12 protein-coding genes and 1 pseudogene are annotated in these 16371 nt (G+C 69.4%); 8 read left to right on the top strand and 5 right to left on the bottom strand.

The annotated features are described in order from the left end of the window. Positions 1–57: 57 nt before the first annotated feature. Positions 58–2649 (top strand): annotated as a pseudogene (gene clpB, locus QFZ75_RS20870) (ATP-dependent chaperone ClpB); the annotation flags it as partial. A gap of 168 nt (positions 2650–2817) precedes the next feature. Then, the gene (locus QFZ75_RS20875) at positions 2818–3345 is read left to right on the top strand and encodes a YbjN domain-containing protein (RefSeq protein WP_307539069.1); all 528 of its coding nucleotides are present in this window, start codon (positions 2818–2820) and stop codon (positions 3343–3345) included. Between the two features lie 26 nt (positions 3346–3371). On the opposite strand, the gene QFZ75_RS20880 is transcribed toward QFZ75_RS20875, so the two are convergent. Both QFZ75_RS20880 and QFZ75_RS20885 read right to left on the bottom strand, forming a co-directional pair. Beyond that, positions 3372–4568 carry a hypothetical protein gene (locus QFZ75_RS20880; RefSeq protein ID WP_373465908.1) on the bottom strand — a complete coding sequence of 399 codons (1197 nt, stop codon included), beginning with the start codon at positions 4566–4568 and terminating at the stop codon, positions 3372–3374. A 255-nt stretch (positions 4569–4823) separates the two neighbouring features. Beyond that, positions 4824–6041, bottom strand: coding sequence for a pyridoxal phosphate-dependent aminotransferase (locus tag QFZ75_RS20885; RefSeq protein ID WP_307539071.1), 1218 nt, complete (start codon positions 6039–6041; stop codon positions 4824–4826). A gap of 494 nt (positions 6042–6535) precedes the next feature. Between QFZ75_RS20885 and QFZ75_RS20890 the strand changes: the two genes are divergently transcribed. Further along, positions 6536–7402, top strand: coding sequence for a radical SAM protein (locus QFZ75_RS20890; RefSeq protein ID WP_307539073.1), 867 nt, complete (start codon positions 6536–6538; stop codon positions 7400–7402). An 8-nt stretch (positions 7403–7410) separates the two neighbouring features. After that, positions 7411–7821 carry an NUDIX hydrolase gene (locus QFZ75_RS20895; RefSeq protein ID WP_307539075.1) on the top strand — a complete coding sequence of 137 codons (411 nt, stop codon included), beginning with the start codon at positions 7411–7413 and terminating at the stop codon, positions 7819–7821. On the opposite strand, the gene QFZ75_RS20900 is transcribed toward QFZ75_RS20895, so the two are convergent. From QFZ75_RS20900 to QFZ75_RS20910, 3 genes are all read right to left on the bottom strand, one after another. Beyond that, complete coding sequence (locus QFZ75_RS20900) at positions 7793–9553, bottom strand: hypothetical protein (protein WP_307539077.1); 1761 nt, start codon at positions 9551–9553, stop codon at positions 7793–7795. The two genes, QFZ75_RS20895 and QFZ75_RS20900, sit on opposite strands and share 29 nt — an antisense overlap. A gap of 22 nt (positions 9554–9575) precedes the next feature. Further along, on the bottom strand, positions 9576–10295 hold the full coding sequence (locus QFZ75_RS20905) for a hypothetical protein (protein ID WP_307539079.1): 720 nt from the start codon (positions 10293–10295) through the stop codon (positions 9576–9578). A gap of 146 nt (positions 10296–10441) precedes the next feature. Further along, entirely contained in the window at positions 10442–11011 is a 570-nt protein-coding gene (locus QFZ75_RS20910; RefSeq protein WP_307539080.1) for a hypothetical protein, read from the bottom strand. Positions 11012–12050: 1039 nt separating this feature from the next. On the opposite strand from QFZ75_RS20910, the gene QFZ75_RS20915 reads away from it, so the two are divergent. From QFZ75_RS20915 to QFZ75_RS20930, 4 genes are all read left to right on the top strand, one after another. After that, on the top strand, positions 12051–12569 hold the full coding sequence (locus QFZ75_RS20915) for a DUF2617 family protein (protein WP_307539081.1): 519 nt from the start codon (positions 12051–12053) through the stop codon (positions 12567–12569). Positions 12570–12692: 123 nt separating this feature from the next. Then, the gene (locus QFZ75_RS20920) at positions 12693–14354 is read left to right on the top strand and encodes a polyamine aminopropyltransferase (protein WP_307539083.1); all 1662 of its coding nucleotides are present in this window, start codon (positions 12693–12695) and stop codon (positions 14352–14354) included. Positions 14355–14512: 158 nt separating this feature from the next. Further along, a complete protein-coding gene (locus tag QFZ75_RS20925) occupies positions 14513–15322 on the top strand; it encodes an SRPBCC domain-containing protein (RefSeq protein ID WP_307539085.1) in 810 nt (269 codons plus the stop codon). A 233-nt stretch (positions 15323–15555) separates the two neighbouring features. Then, positions 15556–16371, top strand: coding sequence for an aldose 1-epimerase (locus QFZ75_RS20930; RefSeq protein ID WP_307539086.1), 816 nt, complete (start codon positions 15556–15558; stop codon positions 16369–16371).

Below are 16371 nucleotides of genomic sequence, written 5' to 3' on the forward strand. Positions count from 1 at the left end.
CACGAGCACACTCAGGAGTACGCGCACGGGTACGAGTACGAGGAGGAGAACGCGAACGTGGATGCCGAGCTGACCAACAGGAGCCGGGACGCGATCAACGCGGCCAGCAGCAGAGCCGTGTCCGAGGGCCACCCGGACCTGACCCCCGCGCATCTCCTGCTCGCGCTGCTGGCCGGGCAGGAGAACGAGAACATCACCGATCTGCTGGCCGCGGTCGAGGCCGACCTCGCCGCCGTACGCACCGGTGCCGAGCGCGTCCTGGGCGCGCTGCCCAGCGTGACCGGCTCCACCGTGGCCCCGCCGCAGCCCAACCGCGAGCTGCTCGCGGTCATCGCCGACGCGTCCGAGCGGGCCAAGGAGCTCGGGGACGAGTTCCTCTCCACCGAGCACATGCTCATCGGGATCGCCGCGAAGGGCGGCGCGGCCGGCGACGTACTCTCCCAGCAAGGCGCCAGCGCCAAGAAGCTGCTGGACGCGTTCCAGAAGAGCAGGGGAGGGCGCCGGGTGACCACCCCGGATCCCGAGGGCCAGTACAAGGCGCTCGAAAAGTTCGGTACCGACTTCACCGCCGCGGCACGGGAGGGCAAGCTCGACCCCGTCATCGGCCGCGACCAGGAGATCCGCCGCGTCGTGCAGGTCCTGTCCCGGCGCACCAAGAACAACCCCGTCCTCATCGGCGAGCCGGGTGTCGGCAAGACCGCCGTGGTGGAGGGACTCGCCCAGCGCATCGTCAAGGGCGACGTGCCCGAGTCCCTCAAGAACAAGCGGCTCGTCTCGCTCGACCTGGGCGCGATGGTCGCGGGCGCCAAGTACCGCGGCGAGTTCGAGGAGCGGCTCAAGACCGTGCTCGCGGAGATCAAGGACTCCGACGGGCAGATCATCACCTTCATCGACGAGCTGCACACCGTCGTCGGCGCGGGCGCCGGCGGGGATTCGGCCATGGACGCCGGAAACATGCTGAAGCCCATGCTGGCCCGCGGTGAACTGCGCATGGTCGGCGCCACCACCCTCGACGAGTACCGCGAGCGGATCGAGAAGGACCCGGCGCTGGAGCGGCGCTTCCAGCAGGTGCTGGTCGCCGAGCCGTCCGTCGAGGACACCATCGCCATCCTGCGCGGCCTCAAGGGGCGGTACGAGGCCCACCACAAGGTCGTCATCGCGGACAGCGCGCTCGTCGCCGCCTCGACCCTCTCCGACCGGTACATCACCTCCCGCTTCCTGCCCGACAAGGCCATCGACCTGGTCGACGAGGCCGCGTCCCGGCTGCGCATGGAGATCGACTCCTCCCCCGTGGAGATCGACGAGCTCCAGCGCGTCGTCGACCGGCTGCGCATGGAGGAGCTGGCGCTCGACAAGGAGACCGACGCGGCCTCCAAGCAGCGCCTGGAGAAGCTGCGCCGCGACCTCGCCGACAAGGACGAGGAGCTGCGCGGACTCACCGCCCGCTGGGAGAAGGAGAAGAAGTCCCTCAACCGGGTCGGCGAGCTGAAGGAGAAGCTCGACGAACTGCGCGGCCAGGCCGAGCGGGCCCAGCGCGACGGCGACTTCGACACCGCCTCCAAGCTCCTCTACGGCGAGATCCCCACCCTGGAGCGGGACCTGGAGGAGGCCTCCGAGGCCGAGGAGGCGGTCGCCAAGGACACCATGGTGAAGGAGGAGGTCGGCCCCGACGACATCGCGGACGTGGTCGGCGCCTGGACCGGCATCCCCGCGGGCCGCCTCCTGGAGGGCGAGACGCAGAAGCTGCTGCGCATGGAGGAGGAGCTGGGCCGCCGCCTGATCGGCCAGGGCGAGGCCGTACAGGCCGTCTCCGACGCCGTCCGCCGTACGCGCGCGGGCATCGCCGACCCGGACCGCCCGACCGGCTCGTTCCTCTTCCTCGGCCCCACCGGCGTCGGCAAGACCGAGCTGGCCAAGGCGCTCGCGGACTTCCTCTTCGACGACGAGCGGGCCATGATCCGCATCGACATGTCGGAGTACGGCGAGAAGCACAGCGTCGCCCGTCTGGTGGGCGCGCCCCCCGGTTACATCGGTTACGAGGAGGGCGGCCAGCTCACCGAGGCGGTCCGCCGGCGCCCGTACAGCGTCGTGCTCCTGGACGAGGTTGAGAAGGCCCACCCGGAGGTCTTCGACATCCTGCTGCAGGTCCTGGACGACGGCCGCCTCACCGACGGGCAGGGCCGCACGGTCGACTTCCGCAACACCATCCTGGTCCTCACCTCGAACCTGGGCAGCCAGTTCCTGGTCGACCCCCTGACGAGCGAGGAGCAGAAGAGGGAGCAGGTCCTGGAGGTGGTGAGGGCCTCCTTCAAGCCGGAGTTCCTCAACCGGCTCGACGACCTCGTGGTCTTCTCCGCGCTGACCGGGCCGGAGCTGGAGCGCATCGCGAAGCTCCAGGTCGGCCGCCTCGCGAAGCGGCTCGCCGAGCGCCGGCTCACCCTGGAGGTCACGGACGCGGCGCTGGCCTGGCTGGCGCTGGAGGGCAACGACCCGGCGTACGGGGCCCGCCCGCTGCGCCGCCTCGTCCAGACCGCCATCGGCGACCGCCTCGCCAAGGAGATCCTGGCGGGCGAGGTCAAGGACGGCGACACGGTCCGCGTGGACGCCTTCGGCGACGGGCTGATCGTGGGTCCGGCGACAGCTCCCACGGAGGGTCCGGCAAACGGCTCGGCAAACGGCCCGGCAAACGGCTCGGCAAGCGGTCCGGCGCCGGGCAAAACGCTCTGAGCGGAATTCCGTCACCTGCGGGGGCGGGGGTTGCGGGCCCCCGCCCCGGATGGGAGAGGATGGCGGAATCCGTACGAAGGGAAAATCACGGTGAGCATCGACCCGTCCTCGATTCCGAACTTCGGGGGCCAGCCAGAGCCGAACCCCGGCGGACCGGCGGGCCCCGTCGTCCCGGATCAGGACCTTGTGAAGCAGCTCCTGGAGCAGATGGAGCTGAAGTACGTCGTCGACGACGAGGGTGACCTCGCGGCGCCGTGGGAGCAGTTCCGTACGTACTTCATGTTCCGCGGCGAGGGTGACCAGCAGGTCTTCTCGGTGCGGACGTTCTACGACCGGCCGCACCAGATCGAGGAGAAGCAGCAGCTCCTCGAGTCGATCGACGACTGGAACCGCCGCACGCTGTGGCCCAAGGTCTACAGCCACACGCACGACGACGGCACCGTCCGCCTGATCGGCGAGGCGCAGATGCTGATCGGCACGGGCGTCAGCCTGGAGCACTTCGTGTCGTCGACGGTCAGCTGGGTGCGGGCCGCCATCGAGTTCGACAAGTGGCTCGTCGAGCAGCTGGGCCTGGAGCAGGAGATCGACGAGGCCGAGAAGCCCGAAGAGGACGAGTAGTCCTCACCACGACGGCTCAGTAGTCCTCACAGCGGCTTGTGGGCGAGCACGACGAGATACGCCCCGTACGCGAACGAGAGCCCGGCCAGGGCGCCGACCACCAGGGTCGCGTGCCACGGCCGGGCTCTCGCCGTCCGTACCAGCGCGCACGCGAGCGGCAGCAGCAGCGGGAACGCCGGCAGCAGGAACCGCGGCTTGCACTCGAAGAAGCCGTCGCCGCCGGCCGCGACGGCCAGCAGCACGCCCGCGTGGACGAGCAACGGCAGGGGAGCGCGGTCCGCGACCAGGAGCCCGTACAGCAGCAGCGCCGCCGCCACGAGCACCATCGACACCGGGAAGACCAGCAGGTCGCGTTCGAGCAGCAGGTGCCGCACGAACCGCAGCGCGCCGAGGCCGAAGTCGAAGCGCGAGCCCCACAGCCGCTGCACCTCGAAGTACCCGCCGAACAGATCCCCCTGCCGCCGCCCCACCCACAGCACGTACCCCGCCCAGCCGAGCGGTGCCAGCGCCACGCCCGTCCACAGCCTGTGGGTAACCTTTCCGCGCCGCGCGCAGAGCTCGTACGCGGCCGCCGCGAGGACCGCCGCCGCCACCGCGAACCCGTTCGGCCGGGCCAGCCCCGCGCCCGTCGCGAGGACGCCCGCCCACACCCAGCGGCCGGTGAGGACGGCGTACAGCGACCAGGCCGCGAAGGCGGTCAGGACCGGCTCCGTGTACGCCATCGACAGCACGACGGAGTGCGGCAGCAGCCCCCAGAGGAGGACGAGGGCGGTGGCGACGGCCCGGTCGTGCAGCCGGGCCCCGATCGCGTAGATCCCGCAGGCGGCGACCGCGGCGGCCGTCCAGGAGACCAGCAGCCCGGCGGCGGGGCCGCTGAGCGGGGACAGCTCGGTGACGGCCCGCAGCAGCCCCGGATAGAGCGGGAAGAACGCCAGGTCGCTGTGGACGGCATCGGGGTGGAAGCGCAGGCTGCGCCCGTAGCCGTCCCCGGCGATCCGCAGGTACCAGACCGAGTCCCAGGACCGCCCGAGCAGCAGGACGGGGTGCCCGCCGGTCGCCCGGGCGGCCATGGCCACGGCTGCGGCACCCAGCAGCCGGGCGGCCAGGAACAGCCCCAGGGCCGTGCCCATCGTCGCGGCCGGGATCGGGCGGCGGGGACGGGCGCGGCCCTCGGCGGCGGGTGGCGCGACGGCGGGCTGCGCGCGGGTATGTGCGAGGGTCACATGAGCAGATTGAGGGCAATCATGCCTATTTGCCAGCAACGCGCGGCCGAGCGGGTCCGGCGAGCCCCGATTCCACCGGTTTCCCACGGCCGGGGCACGGCGCCGTGACGGTGAGCCGCGGTGACGGTGAGCCGCGGTGACGGGGAGCGGCAGTGACGGTGAGCGGCCGGGTCGCCGGGCCGTCGGGCTGCCGGGCCGTCGGGCCGTCGGACTGCCGGACTGCCGGGCCTGTGGGATGTGCCGGGCGTACCCGGCTCAGCCGGCGAGTGTCTTGAGGCGGCTCACCGCTTCCTCCAGCACCGACGTCCGCTTGCAGAACGCGAACCGCACGAAGGGCGCCCCGGCGTCCCGGTGGTCGTAGAAGACCGCGTTCGGGATCGCGACGACCCCGGCCCGCTCGGGGAGGGCGCGGCAGAACGCGAAGCCGTCGCGCTCGCCCAGCGGGCGGATGTCGGTGGTGACGAAGTAGGTCCCGGCCGGCCGGAACACCCCGAAGCCCGCCTCCGCGAGCCCCGCGCTCAGCAGGTCCCGCTTGGCCAGCATGTCCGCGCGGAACGCGTCGAAGTACGTGTCGGGCAGCGCCAGCGCCTCGGCGACCGCGTACTGGAAAGGCCCCGAGGCCACGTACGTGAGGTACTGCTTCGCCGAGCGCACCGCCGTGACCAGCTCGGGCGCCGCCGTCACCCAGCCGACCTTCCAGCCGGTGAACGAGAAGGTCTTGCCGGCGCTCCCGATGGTGACCGTGCGCCCGCGCATACCGGGCAGGGTGGCGAGCGGGATGTGCTCGGCCCCGTCGAACACCAGGTGCTCGTACACCTCGTCGGTGACCACCAGCAGGTCCCGCTCCACGGCCAGCCCGGCGATCGCGGTGAGCTCCTCGCGGGTGAGGACCGTGCCGCTCGGGTTGTGCGGGGTGTTGATCAGCAGCAGCCGGGTGTTGTCCGTGACCGCGTCCCGCAGCTCGTCCAGATCCAGCCGGAAGCGCCGGTGCACGGTCCCGTCGACGCTCTCCTCGTGCGGCCGCAGGGTGACCGGCACCCGGGTGCCGCCCGCCATCGCGATGCAAGCCGCGTACGAGTCGTAGTACGGCTCCAGGGCGACCACCTCGTCGCCGGGCTCCAGCAGGGCCAGCAGGCTGGCCGCGACGGCCTCGGTCGCGCCCGCCGTGACCAGGACCTCGGTGCCGGGGTCGTACGTGAGGCCGTACCGGCGCTCCTGGTGCGCGGCGATCGCCGTACGCAGCTCGGGGACGCCCGGGCCCGGCGGGTACTGGTTGCCGCGGCCGTCGCGCAGCGCCCGCACGGCCGCCTCCCGGACCTCCTCGGGGCCGTCCGTGTCGGGGAAGCCCTGGCCGAGGTTGATCGCGCCGGTGCTCAGGGCGAGGGCGGACATCTCGGCGAAGATCGTCGTGCCGAACTCGGCAAGACGGCGGTTGAGGAGAGGACGGCGTGCACTGGAGGTCATGACGGCCATCCTGCGCTCAACCTTCGGACTTGCTCAACTCGCGTGTTCGGTGACGAACGCGCGCGCCGGCGTCCACGGTGCCGCCTCACGGTCTTCCGGTCGGCCGACATGTCGGTTGACGACAGTGGACCTCGCCCGGATGAAGGCACGGAGCCGGACTCCGGCGAGAACTCTGACGCGCGAACCACCGACCGCGGTGTCCTGCGGAACGTCACTCCTAGGGTTGTCGGCCTGAGCGGCTGCTTTTCGCGGGTCAGGGCCGGACGCCGGCCTCGGTCCGGTCCGGTCCGGTCCGGTCCCTCGGACACTGCCTCACTGCCACGACGCGGCAGTCGGACCGTTCGACCATGACGAGCCGCTCCATGACGGACCGCGTTCCGGGATGATCAGTCGGCGGAATGTCAGTTCGGTCATTCGGGTAGACCTCCCATGCCCGCTCAGTGGTTCGAATCCATGTGTTCGTTTTGAGTCGTGATCGTCACACGAGTCGCTACAGTCCCTCCATGCAACTCCCCTCGTTCGTCGATCTCAGACCGATCGGAAGGTGCAATTTGAGTTGCCCTTTCTGTTTCGGTCCGAGACATGAAGTCCCTTCCATGACTCGCGAAACAGCACTGCGCATCGCATCGGTACTCCAGCAGAATTCTGTTCGAGGAGTCGTTGTTTCCGGGGGTGAGCCGACGCTTCTTCCCTACCTTGCCGAACTTTCCGCCGAATTGAGGTCGGCTCCTCCCTCGGAAACGCCCATGAAGCTGGTCCTGAGTACGAACGGCCTGGCTCCGTTGCCGGTGATGGAGCGCGTGCTGCCGCACTTGTCCTGGGTTGCACTGCCCTTGGAGTCCGCGGACGAAACAGAACATCGACAACTTAGAACTGGAGCCGCGCCGCACCGTGACCGCGTTCTGAGACTGCTGCGGGAGATCCGGCAGCATCACCGCTATGTGCGGGTGAAGCTGGGAACCGTGGTGACACGTCGAAATACTGCCGGTGCATCCCGGGTTCTCGATCTCATCGAGGACGACAAATGGCTGCCAGATGTCTGGAAAATTTACCAGATGTCCGAGACCAGCTACGGCGCGGACAATGGGGACTGGCTTTCCGTCGAGGAAATGGAATTCGAAGAAGTGGTGGCTCGGTGCCGACGAACGGCAGCCGATCGGGGGGTCCGCCTGGAGGTGTACCGAAATTCTACCCGCTCCGGCAGTTATTTCTTCATCGACCCCGACTGTACAGTCGTCGTGATCGATGAAAAGGGTGAACGAAGACTCGGAGACTTTTTTTCCTTGCTCGCGGGAGAGAGCCCCGCTGCGGATGTGGTTCTTGCGGAACGGAACGTCGGAAATTTTATGAAAACGTATCCGGAACTCTAGGGAGTCTGATGACTGCACATGTGCGGGTGGGAGTCCAGGCCATCGTCCGCTCGGGAGACCGCATCCTGCTCGGTCTGCGGGCCAATACCTTCGGAGAGGGCACCTGGGGTCTACCCGGCGGACATCTCGAACTGGGAGAAACGCTGATGGGCGCGGCCTGCCGTGAGCTGGAGGAAGAGACCGGCATCCGTGCGCTGTGCTCCCAGGTGGTCTGTGTCACCGACCCCGATCCCGCCGCCAATCACCACATGCAGGTGGGGGTGGAGATCCTCGATTACACCGGGGACCTCAGGGTGCGGGAGCCGGAGCGGTGCGAACGCTGGGCCTTCTGGCCCGTCGATGATCTGCCCGACGCCTTGTTCGTGGGCTCGGCCAATGTCCTGCGCAGTGTCAGGGACGGGGTCGTCCACCTTCCCTGATTCCCTGCCCGAGATGGATGTCTGCAAGGGCGTCCACGGCGGAGCGGAGGGTCGACTTGTGCCTCTCCTCGTTGTCCTTGAACTGCTGCCACGTGCTGGAGCGGTCCCACAGCCTCATGAACTCGCTAAGACTGTCCGCGTAGTACCGGCTGTTCACCCCGAAACGCACCTCGAAGACGCCGAGCCCGCGGCCGGTTCTGTCTTCGATGTTGGAAGTGATGTAGGGCTCCAGGAAACCGATGTCCGAGGTGAGCAGCGTCGAGCCGGGAATGTCCACGGTCGTCAGGCGTAGTTCCACAAGATCTGCGTATTCGTTTCGGAGGACCTGGTAGGCGTCGGTCACCCGCTGAAAGGTCTCCGCGTAATAAGTGCTCTGCTTCACCGACTCCACGATGTTCTGCGAGCTGGGCGGGTCGTCGGCCGCGTCGCGCTGTATGGAGACGGCCAGATTGTTCCACGGATTACTGATGATCGCATGGAACTGTACCCCCCGATCGAGGGATTTGACTATGTCGGAGTAGAAACTCTGGTTGTAAAGGAAATAGGACGCACCTGCGTGAGCAATGAGGCGGATCGTGTTGTTGCTCTGCTCGCGCTTTATCGCTGCCTTTTTCGCCTCGTTGCGCTCGCCGTTCTGCAAGGGCGTGTAGAGCTTCTCTATCTCGTATGGCAGATCGGCTTCCGGTTTCGCCACGGCGCGCATGCCGGCCAATGACCGGCGGAGCGCGTGTGTCTGTGCGTGTTCCCTGCCGAGCGCGGGTGCCTGCTGAGCGAGCGTCATGGCCGCTTCGGCGACGTGGAGGGCCTGGCCTCTGCGTGGGCCGTGCGTGCGGTCACCGCCGTCCTCCACCTCATGAGCCTCGCCTGCCTCGCCTGCCTCGCCCGCGGCATGGAACTCGGCTGCGGCCAGGGCGGCTTGGGTCACGATGGTCTCGCGGTGGTTCATGCCCAGTGCCGCCGTGGCATGCAGGTGATTGAGCTCGAGAGCGGTCAGTTCGCGGTTGCGCCCCTCCGTGTCGTTCAGTGCCGCTGCGATCATGTATCTGGCATCGGCCAGCGTTGTACGTGCCGCGATGACCTGGACGTCCGTGTCGCCCACTCTTTCCACCAAAGACTTCAGCGACTCCTGGAAACCCTCGACGGCCTGCTGCAGGCCGGGGATGTCGTCGCGGGCCGCGGCGACATCGATTAGTACCGAGTGGGCCGTGAGCCGGGCCTCCAGGTTGTCCTGCCAGTCGGTCCCGATCATTCGCAGAACCTTCTTGGCCCATATCGCGGCGCTCGGGAGATCACCGGCCCGCAGGCTGACGATACTTAAATTTGAGAGAATATGAGGGGTTTCGAGCGAGCCGTAGCGATCCGCACGCCGGAGTGCGCAGGTGAGGACCGTTCGGGCGTGCGGCAGCTGATCGTGCTCGGCCAGCAGCGTGCCGAGGCGGTTCCACAGACTGGCTGACGATTCCCATTCCTTCTCCGTCTCGGACAGCTCCATGTTGCGCAGGGCCAGAACGACGACATCCAGGGACTGCTGCCTCATTCCGAGCTCGGCCAGGGCCTCGGCCAGGTGCGTCAGCCTTTGGACGGTGAAGGCGTCCACGTGACGAAGATTCGATGCTCCGTCCAGATGCGCGACATCATGGGTGAGCCACAGTGCACTGGTGGGGGACAGGCCGGCGCTTCCGCCTCGTATGCTCTCCACCGTCTTGAGTGCGTTGTCGAGGTTCTGATTCATATGCGCTCTACTCTTCGCCTGGTCAGTTTTTGGGGAGCCGATTGTGCCAAACCTGCTTCACATGACTCTGCCTTTCGAATTCGACGACCCGGAAGGGATGATCGAGTGAGGGGTCCGGCCACTCTCCCTCCGGCATCACCTCGGACTCCAGCCCAAGGAATCCGAGCAGTCTGATGACCTCTCGGATCGTGATGGCGAAGAGTTTCTCCTGGTCCGCGGCGGGTAACTCGGACTGCTTGACGAGGAGACCAAGAGTGACAGGCAGGGGGTATCGGGAGGAGCGCTCGACCGGGCTGCCGGCATAGGCGGACTGGCCTGGTGGCGACACATCGCACGCGAGGCGGGCGGCCTTCACTTCCAGATTGTCCTGGGACTTGCCGTAGAGGATCGACGAAGCATCGACCGTGCCTGTCAGGGGCATGTGGGTGGCCGGATCCTCGAAGGTGGTTCGCCAGCTCTCCTCGTCCTGCGCGTCGTCGAAGCACACTCCGACCAAGGAGCCGTACTCGTCCTGCAGTTCAAGCTTCAGCAGAGCAAGATCGGACGTGAGGTGGCGTCTCGTCACCACGGCATCGATCTTCTTGCCGTCGGGGGCCAGTCGGGCCTTCACTCTGTCGCCGGCGACCGTCTTCTTGGTGAGCTGATGAGCTGCCGTCAGCGCAAATGTCCGAGTGATGCGCATTCCGGGACAGCGCCGCTGCCCGTTGGGATATATGTCGATCAGGTGCCAGGAGTCCGTCATGCGTCAGGTCAGCCCCCCTCTGAGCCCTTGGAATTCCGGGCGTCCCTCCCGGAGCGGACAATCGTAGCCTTGATCCTCATATCGGTGCGGCCTTCAACCGGCACTGGAACTCATGAGCTGAATGAGTTCGCTGTGAGAGGTGTGACTCAGTGGGGATTCGGTGATGCCGTGAGATCCGGTGGTGTCACCCTGCTGTGAAGGTATTTGCGGAGCATGAGTACGACCTCGACGTCCGCCTTTCTGGACGCCGCCACCTGTGCGGAGAATTCCTGCCACCGCGGATCGGCATCGCGTAAGCGCTCGTCCAGTGGCCGGGAGGCGTACTTCCTCCAGGCAGCCATCCAGGCCTGCCTGGTGTCGAACATCTTGGCGTGCACCTCGAGCAGTTCGTCCGTGCTGTACAGCTCGATGCGGCCGGCCAGGGCAGGAAAGGACTCGTCCGTTTCTTTGAGGTAGCGCTCGTACTCGGGAAATTCCTCGCTGTCCATGACGGTCTCCCGGACGGAGGCGAACTTGTGCACCCCCGTCATCACGTCGTCGAACACATTGGCGCGTCGCTCCCAAAGACGGTGTTCGTGTTCCCAGTAGCGCTGTTCCTGTCGCTGATCGTGCTCTCGCCGACGTGACGCGAAATGCGTGACGAGGACGGCCAGGAGCGTGAAAAAGCCGGCCACTCCGGCGCCACTGAGTACTGCCTCAGCCTGGGTGAATCGCATGTGCACATGATGAAGCGGTGTCCGGAGGCGGGGAACAGGGTCGAACCCCGGCTCACGCGAGCGTCATGTGCTCCAGGGCTCCATGAACGGCGGACAACCCCTGCGCCGCTCTGCTGAGCGGGTCGGCGGCCGTCATCCTGCGCTCAACCTCTGGAGTTGCTCAACTCTGCTTTGGTCCGTGAGGCAGGAGGGCATCCCCCTCACACGCAAGTCGCACGGCAAGCGGCACAGCAGTGAACAGCAGTGATCAGAGCGGAACCGAGCAGGGATCGAGCAGGGGTCACAGCAGGAGAACAGACGAGAAGCAGAGCCCACGGGGGGCCGCTTCGGGGGAACGGAAGGAGGGTGGCGCCATGGTTTTCGGCATCGTCCTGACAGGGTTCGTCGTGGTGTTCATGGTGGTCGTCGTCGCACGGACCGCGTCCGCGTCGAGGGGGCGCGGACGGGGGCGGGGGCGCTCGCGTCGCAACAGTGACAGCTGGTGGGCCGGCAGCGGAGCGGTGGGCGGGGGCGACGGCGGCTCCTCATCCTCCTGTTCGTCCGGTTCGTCGGGTCACCACTCGTGCGGCGGTGGTTCGTCCTGCGGAGGCGGTTCGTCCTGCGGGGGCGGCGGCGGATGCGGCGGAGGCAGCTGACCGGAGCGGCAGTTGACCGGGACGGCGGCCGACACGGGGCGGCCGGGTTCCGCGGGGGTGAACCGCGTCCGCCGTGATCCACGTCCCCTCGCATGACGAGCGCCCGCCGGGGCCATCTCCCGGCGGGCGCTCCGTCCTTGTGTGACGGGGGGCGCGAGGGCGCATGCGTGAGTCGAGGGCGCACTTTCTGCGTGAACAGTTGAGCTGTGGAGCCCCCGGGGGGATGGAAACCGCACGAAGTTGGGTAAAAGCGCTGTGGCGGACGCGCCGTTCATGATTCCCTCGTATCGCCGACGCAGACCCCGGAACAACCTTCTGACCTGGCCGACCGGGCCCGATCACCGCCCGGTGCCGACCGGGGTGCGACGGACCGACCCCACCCTTGCGTGCAGCGGAGCCGACCCATGCTCACGACCCTCAACACCGCCTACACCGACACGCGCGCGGCCGACCTCGCCTGGGCTCTCGGACGCGAAGCGCTGCCCGCGCTCGCGACACTCGACATCGAACTCGCGGACGCGAAACTGCAGTTGAGGCTGCTCGGCGCCTCCCACCAGGTGCTCCTGGAGGAGGAGCGGGGCAGCTGTTCCGAGACCGTCGCCTGCATCGCCGGCAGCAGCACACCGCTGCCGCTCGGCGTCGCCAAGCGGGTGGGCGACTGGGAGTACGAGTTCGCCGCGCGCGTGGAGACGCTGTCGCGCGGCTCCTTCGCGGGCCGGGCCCAGGAGCTGCTCGCCCTCGTCGCCGACCATCCGAACGGACTTGCGGGGGTCTTCCCCGGCAGCCCTCACGCCTTCACCGCCATGCTCGCGCAGCGGCACGAGGGCCAGGTGCACTGGCGCACCTGGCACGCGTACCCCCAGGAAGGCCAACTGGTCGCCACCCGCACGAGGGTCGGGGCGCGGGTGCCCGCGCCCCTGTAGGTCCTGGCTCTCCCGGGGTCGGTCCGGAGGCGTCCCCAAAACGACCGAAGTATGCACAGGGGCCGGGATTTACACACGTGTGGGTGACGTGGCGCAGTGGAGCGGTGACGTAGCGTTCCCTGGGTGATCGAGTCGCACGCCCCCGCCCCGCCCGGTACGGTCCCACCGCCGCCCCGCACCGGTCCGGGCCCGGCGCGTCTGCCGGTCAGGCCGGCCACCGGGCGGTTCCTCGTGCTCACCGGCGTGTTCGTCTGTGCGGCCTGCGGACTTGTGTACGAACTGGAACTGGTCGCCCTCGCCTCGTACTTGATGGGCGACTCCGTCACCCAGGCCTCCGTGGTGCTGTCCGTGATGGTCTTCGCGATGGGCATTGGCTCGCTGCTCGCCAAACGGCTGCGCTGCCGTGCGGCGGCCGGCTTCGGCGCCGTCGAGGCACTGCTCGCCCTGGTCGGCGGTTGCAGCGCGATGGCCCTGTACGCCGTCTTCGCCTGGACCGGTGACTGGGGCGGCGCCTGGGCCGGCGGCTCCAGTCACCTCCTGGTCGCGTTCTCGCTCGCCATCGGCCTGCTCATCGGGGCCGAGGTGCCCCTGCTCATGGAGCTGATCCAGCGTGTCCGCAGACAGGACGCGGGCGGTGCGGTCGCCGACCTGTTCGCCGCGGACTACGTGGGCGCCCTGGCCGGCGGGCTCGCGTTCCCCTTCCTGCTGCTGCCGCTGCTGGGCCAGTTGAGCGCCACGCTGATCACCGGGACGGTCAACGCGCTCGCGGGCGGCGCGCTCGTCCTCGGCGTGTTCCGGCACGACCTCACCCGGCGCGACCGCCGGCTGCTGGTCGCCGCCAACCTCCTCGTGCTCGCGCTGCTCGCCGCGGCCGCCGTCCTCGTCGACGACTTCGAGCGGTCCGCGCGGCACGCGATGTACGGCCGGGACGTACGCGTGGTCCTGCACACCGAGGTGCAGGACGTCGTCCTCACCGGCGGCACGGACGGCCGCCGGCTCGGCCTCTACCTCGACGGGCGGTTGCGGGTCAGCGGCAGTGACGAGGGCCGCTACCACGAGGCCCTCGTCCACCCCGCGATGAACGGTTCCCGCGCGCGCGTGCTGGTCCTCGGCGGCGGCGACGGGCTCGCCGTGCGCGAGGTGCTGCGCCACCGGGGCGTACGGCACGTCGACGTCGTCGAACCCGACTCGCAGCTGGTGCGGTTGGCGCGCACCGATCCGGCACTGTCCGCGCTGAACGGGCACGCGTACCGGGATCCGCGGGTGCGGGTGGTGGCCGCGGACGCGTTCGGCTGGCTGCGGCGGGCCCCGTTGCACGCGTACGACGTCGTGGTCTGCGACCTGCCGGACCCGCGGGAGACGTCCAGTACGAAGCTGTACTCGCAGGAGTTCTACGGGCTGGCCCGGGAGGTGCTGGCCGGCGGCGGGCGGCTCGCCGTGCACGCCGGACCCGTGGCGGCACGGCCGCGCGCCTTCTGGACCGTCGACGCGACGGTACGGGCGGCGGGGCTGCGGACCGTGCCGTACGTGGTGGGGAGCCGTGACGTGGCGAGGGGCCGCGACACGGTGGGAGGCCGCGACACGGCGGGCGGGTCGCGGGGCGCCCACGACTGGGGGTACGTGCTCGCCTCGCGTGCGCGGCCGCGCCTCGGGACAGGGCCGTATCTCAGGACGGGGGCGCACTTCGGGACGGGGGCGCTCAGGGCGTGCGTCCGGGCGGCCGAGCGCACCCGGCTGGAGGGGCTGCCGCCCTCCACGCTCGTCCATCCGAGGTACGCCGGCTGAGTCCGCGTCCGCCACCGCGCCCGCCATCGCGCCTGCCACCACGCCTGCCCTCGCGGCTGCCTCCGTCCGCGTGCGGATCCGTGCGGATCCTGGTGGATCCGGGGGAATCGGCGCATGTGGGGGTGCGGTACGGGTGGTGCTGGGTAGGCTCGGCCGACATGGAGCATGAGGTGTTCGTTCCGGTTCCCGTCGAGCGTCTGCGCGAGGCTCTCGCCGATCCCGCGCGGGTGGCCAGGGCGCTGCCCGGCCTCCAGCCGGACGCGGAGACGGCGCCCGTCTCGGGCCGCCTGAAGGTACGTATCGGCGGGCACTCCATCACGTACCGCGGCACGCTCGCCGTCTCCGGACAGGACGACGGCTCGTACTCCGTCCGGGCGGACGCCACGGAGGCGCGGGGCTCCGGCACGGCGAAGCTGGAGCTGACGCTGTCCCTGGGGCCGGCGGAGGGGGGCACGACGGTCACCTTCACGGGTACGGCCACGGCCGGCGGCCGCATCGCCGATCTGCCGCCGGAAGAGGTGGCGACGGCGACGATCCGGCTGCTGACGCGGTTCGCGGAGCACCTGGGGGACGCGCCGCCGACGGACGAGCCCGAGCCTGAGTTCGAGCCCGAGCCCGAGCCCGAGCCCGAGCCCGAGGCTGCGGCTGCGTCGGAGGAGGAGATGCCGTCCCTCGACGATCTGCCCGCTTCGGCGGTGCCGTTCGCCGAGGGGGACTTCGAGGGCGGCTTCGAGGACGACGGGTCGTCGCCGCCGGGGGCACCGGCGGAGGCGGCGCACGCGCGGCGGACGATGATCGGACGTTCGGCGGAGGAGGTCGACCACGCGCCGCCGCGGGGCCGGTACGCGCCGGTGCCCGTGCCGGAGTCCGCGGGTACGGGAGCGGCCCTGCGCTGGGCCGCCCCGGCGGCGGCCTTCGCCCTGGCCTCGGCGATCGTGGTGGGCCGGGCCCTCAGAAAACGCCACTGACCGCTGCGGCGGGGCTCGGCGGGGTTCGGCGGGGCAGGGTCCTGCACCGGGTGTTTCGGCCGCGGGTGGTGGGGGCGGGTCGCGCAGTTCCCCGCGCCCCTGACGGGGCGTCGGCGGAGCCGTGCCGTCAGGGGCGCGGAGAACGGCGCGCCACGTCACCGGCGGCGGTCAGGGGCGAGCCCGGCCGGGACCGGTGGGGCGGAGTTTCCGGAGGACCCCGTAGGGTCGGGCCCGTGAGTAACGAAGACATCACGCTGACCGCCGGCAACGGCGACGTGGAAGCCACCGTCCAGCCGGCCAACGGCGGCCGCATCGGCAGCCTGAAGGTCGACGGCGTCGAACTGCTGCGCCAAGGCGACAAGTTCGGCTGCTTCCCCATGGTCCCCTGGTGCGGCCGCACCAGGAACGGCCACTTCCTGAACGGCGCCACCCCCCACCAACTCCCCCTCAACTCCCCGCCCCACGCCATCCACGGCACCGCCCGCGACGGAGCCTGGCGCACCGCGCGCAAGAGCGCCGACGAGGCCGTCATCACGTACGACCTCGTCGAACCCTGGCCGTACACCGGCCGCGTCACCCAGGCCGTCACGCTGACCGAGGACTCCCTGACACTCACCATGTCGGTGGAGACGTACGACGAGAGCTTCCCGGCGCAGATCGGCTGGCACCCTTGGTTCAACCGCACCCTCACCGGCGCCCAGGACGGCCAGGACCCCCAGGGCGTGCGCGTCGACTTCACCGCCGCCTGGCAGGAGGAGCGCGGCGACGACCACCTGCCGACCGGCCGCCGCATCGACCCGCGGCCGAGTCCCTGGGACGACTGCTTCGGGATGCCCGACGGCGTCCACGTCACGCTCACCTGGCCGGGGCAGCTCGAACTGAACGTGGCGAGCCGCGAGCAGTGGGTCGTCGTGTACGACGAGCAGGAGGCCGCCGTGTGCGTCGAACCGCAGACAGGCCCGCCCAACGGTCTCAACACCGCGCCCCGCCTGGTCACCCCCATCGAACCGCTCGAAGCCGCGACCACCTGGACCTGGCGCCGCCTCTAA

This window comes from Streptomyces sp. V3I8 (genome assembly GCF_030817535.1).
In the GTDB taxonomy this organism is placed as follows: domain Bacteria; phylum Actinomycetota; class Actinomycetes; order Streptomycetales; family Streptomycetaceae; genus Streptomyces.

Coding starts and splice junctions, on each gene's coding strand:
- QFZ75_RS20910 (WP_307539080.1), bottom strand. CDS start 11,011: ATGCGATTCACCCAGGCTGAGGCAGTACTCAGTGGCGCCGGAGTGGCC.
- QFZ75_RS20925 (WP_307539085.1), top strand. CDS start 14,513: ATGGAGCATGAGGTGTTCGTTCCGGTTCCCGTCGAGCGTCTGCGCGAG.
- QFZ75_RS20885 (WP_307539071.1), bottom strand. CDS start 6,041: ATGGCCGTCATGACCTCCAGTGCACGCCGTCCTCTCCTCAACCGCCGT.
- QFZ75_RS20900 (WP_307539077.1), bottom strand. CDS start 9,553: ATGAATCAGAACCTCGACAACGCACTCAAGACGGTGGAGAGCATACGA.
- QFZ75_RS20890 (WP_307539073.1), top strand. CDS start 6,536: ATGCAACTCCCCTCGTTCGTCGATCTCAGACCGATCGGAAGGTGCAAT.
- QFZ75_RS20905 (WP_307539079.1), bottom strand. CDS start 10,295: ATGACGGACTCCTGGCACCTGATCGACATATATCCCAACGGGCAGCGG.
- QFZ75_RS20915 (WP_307539081.1), top strand. CDS start 12,051: ATGCTCACGACCCTCAACACCGCCTACACCGACACGCGCGCGGCCGAC.
- QFZ75_RS20895 (WP_307539075.1), top strand. CDS start 7,411: ATGACTGCACATGTGCGGGTGGGAGTCCAGGCCATCGTCCGCTCGGGA.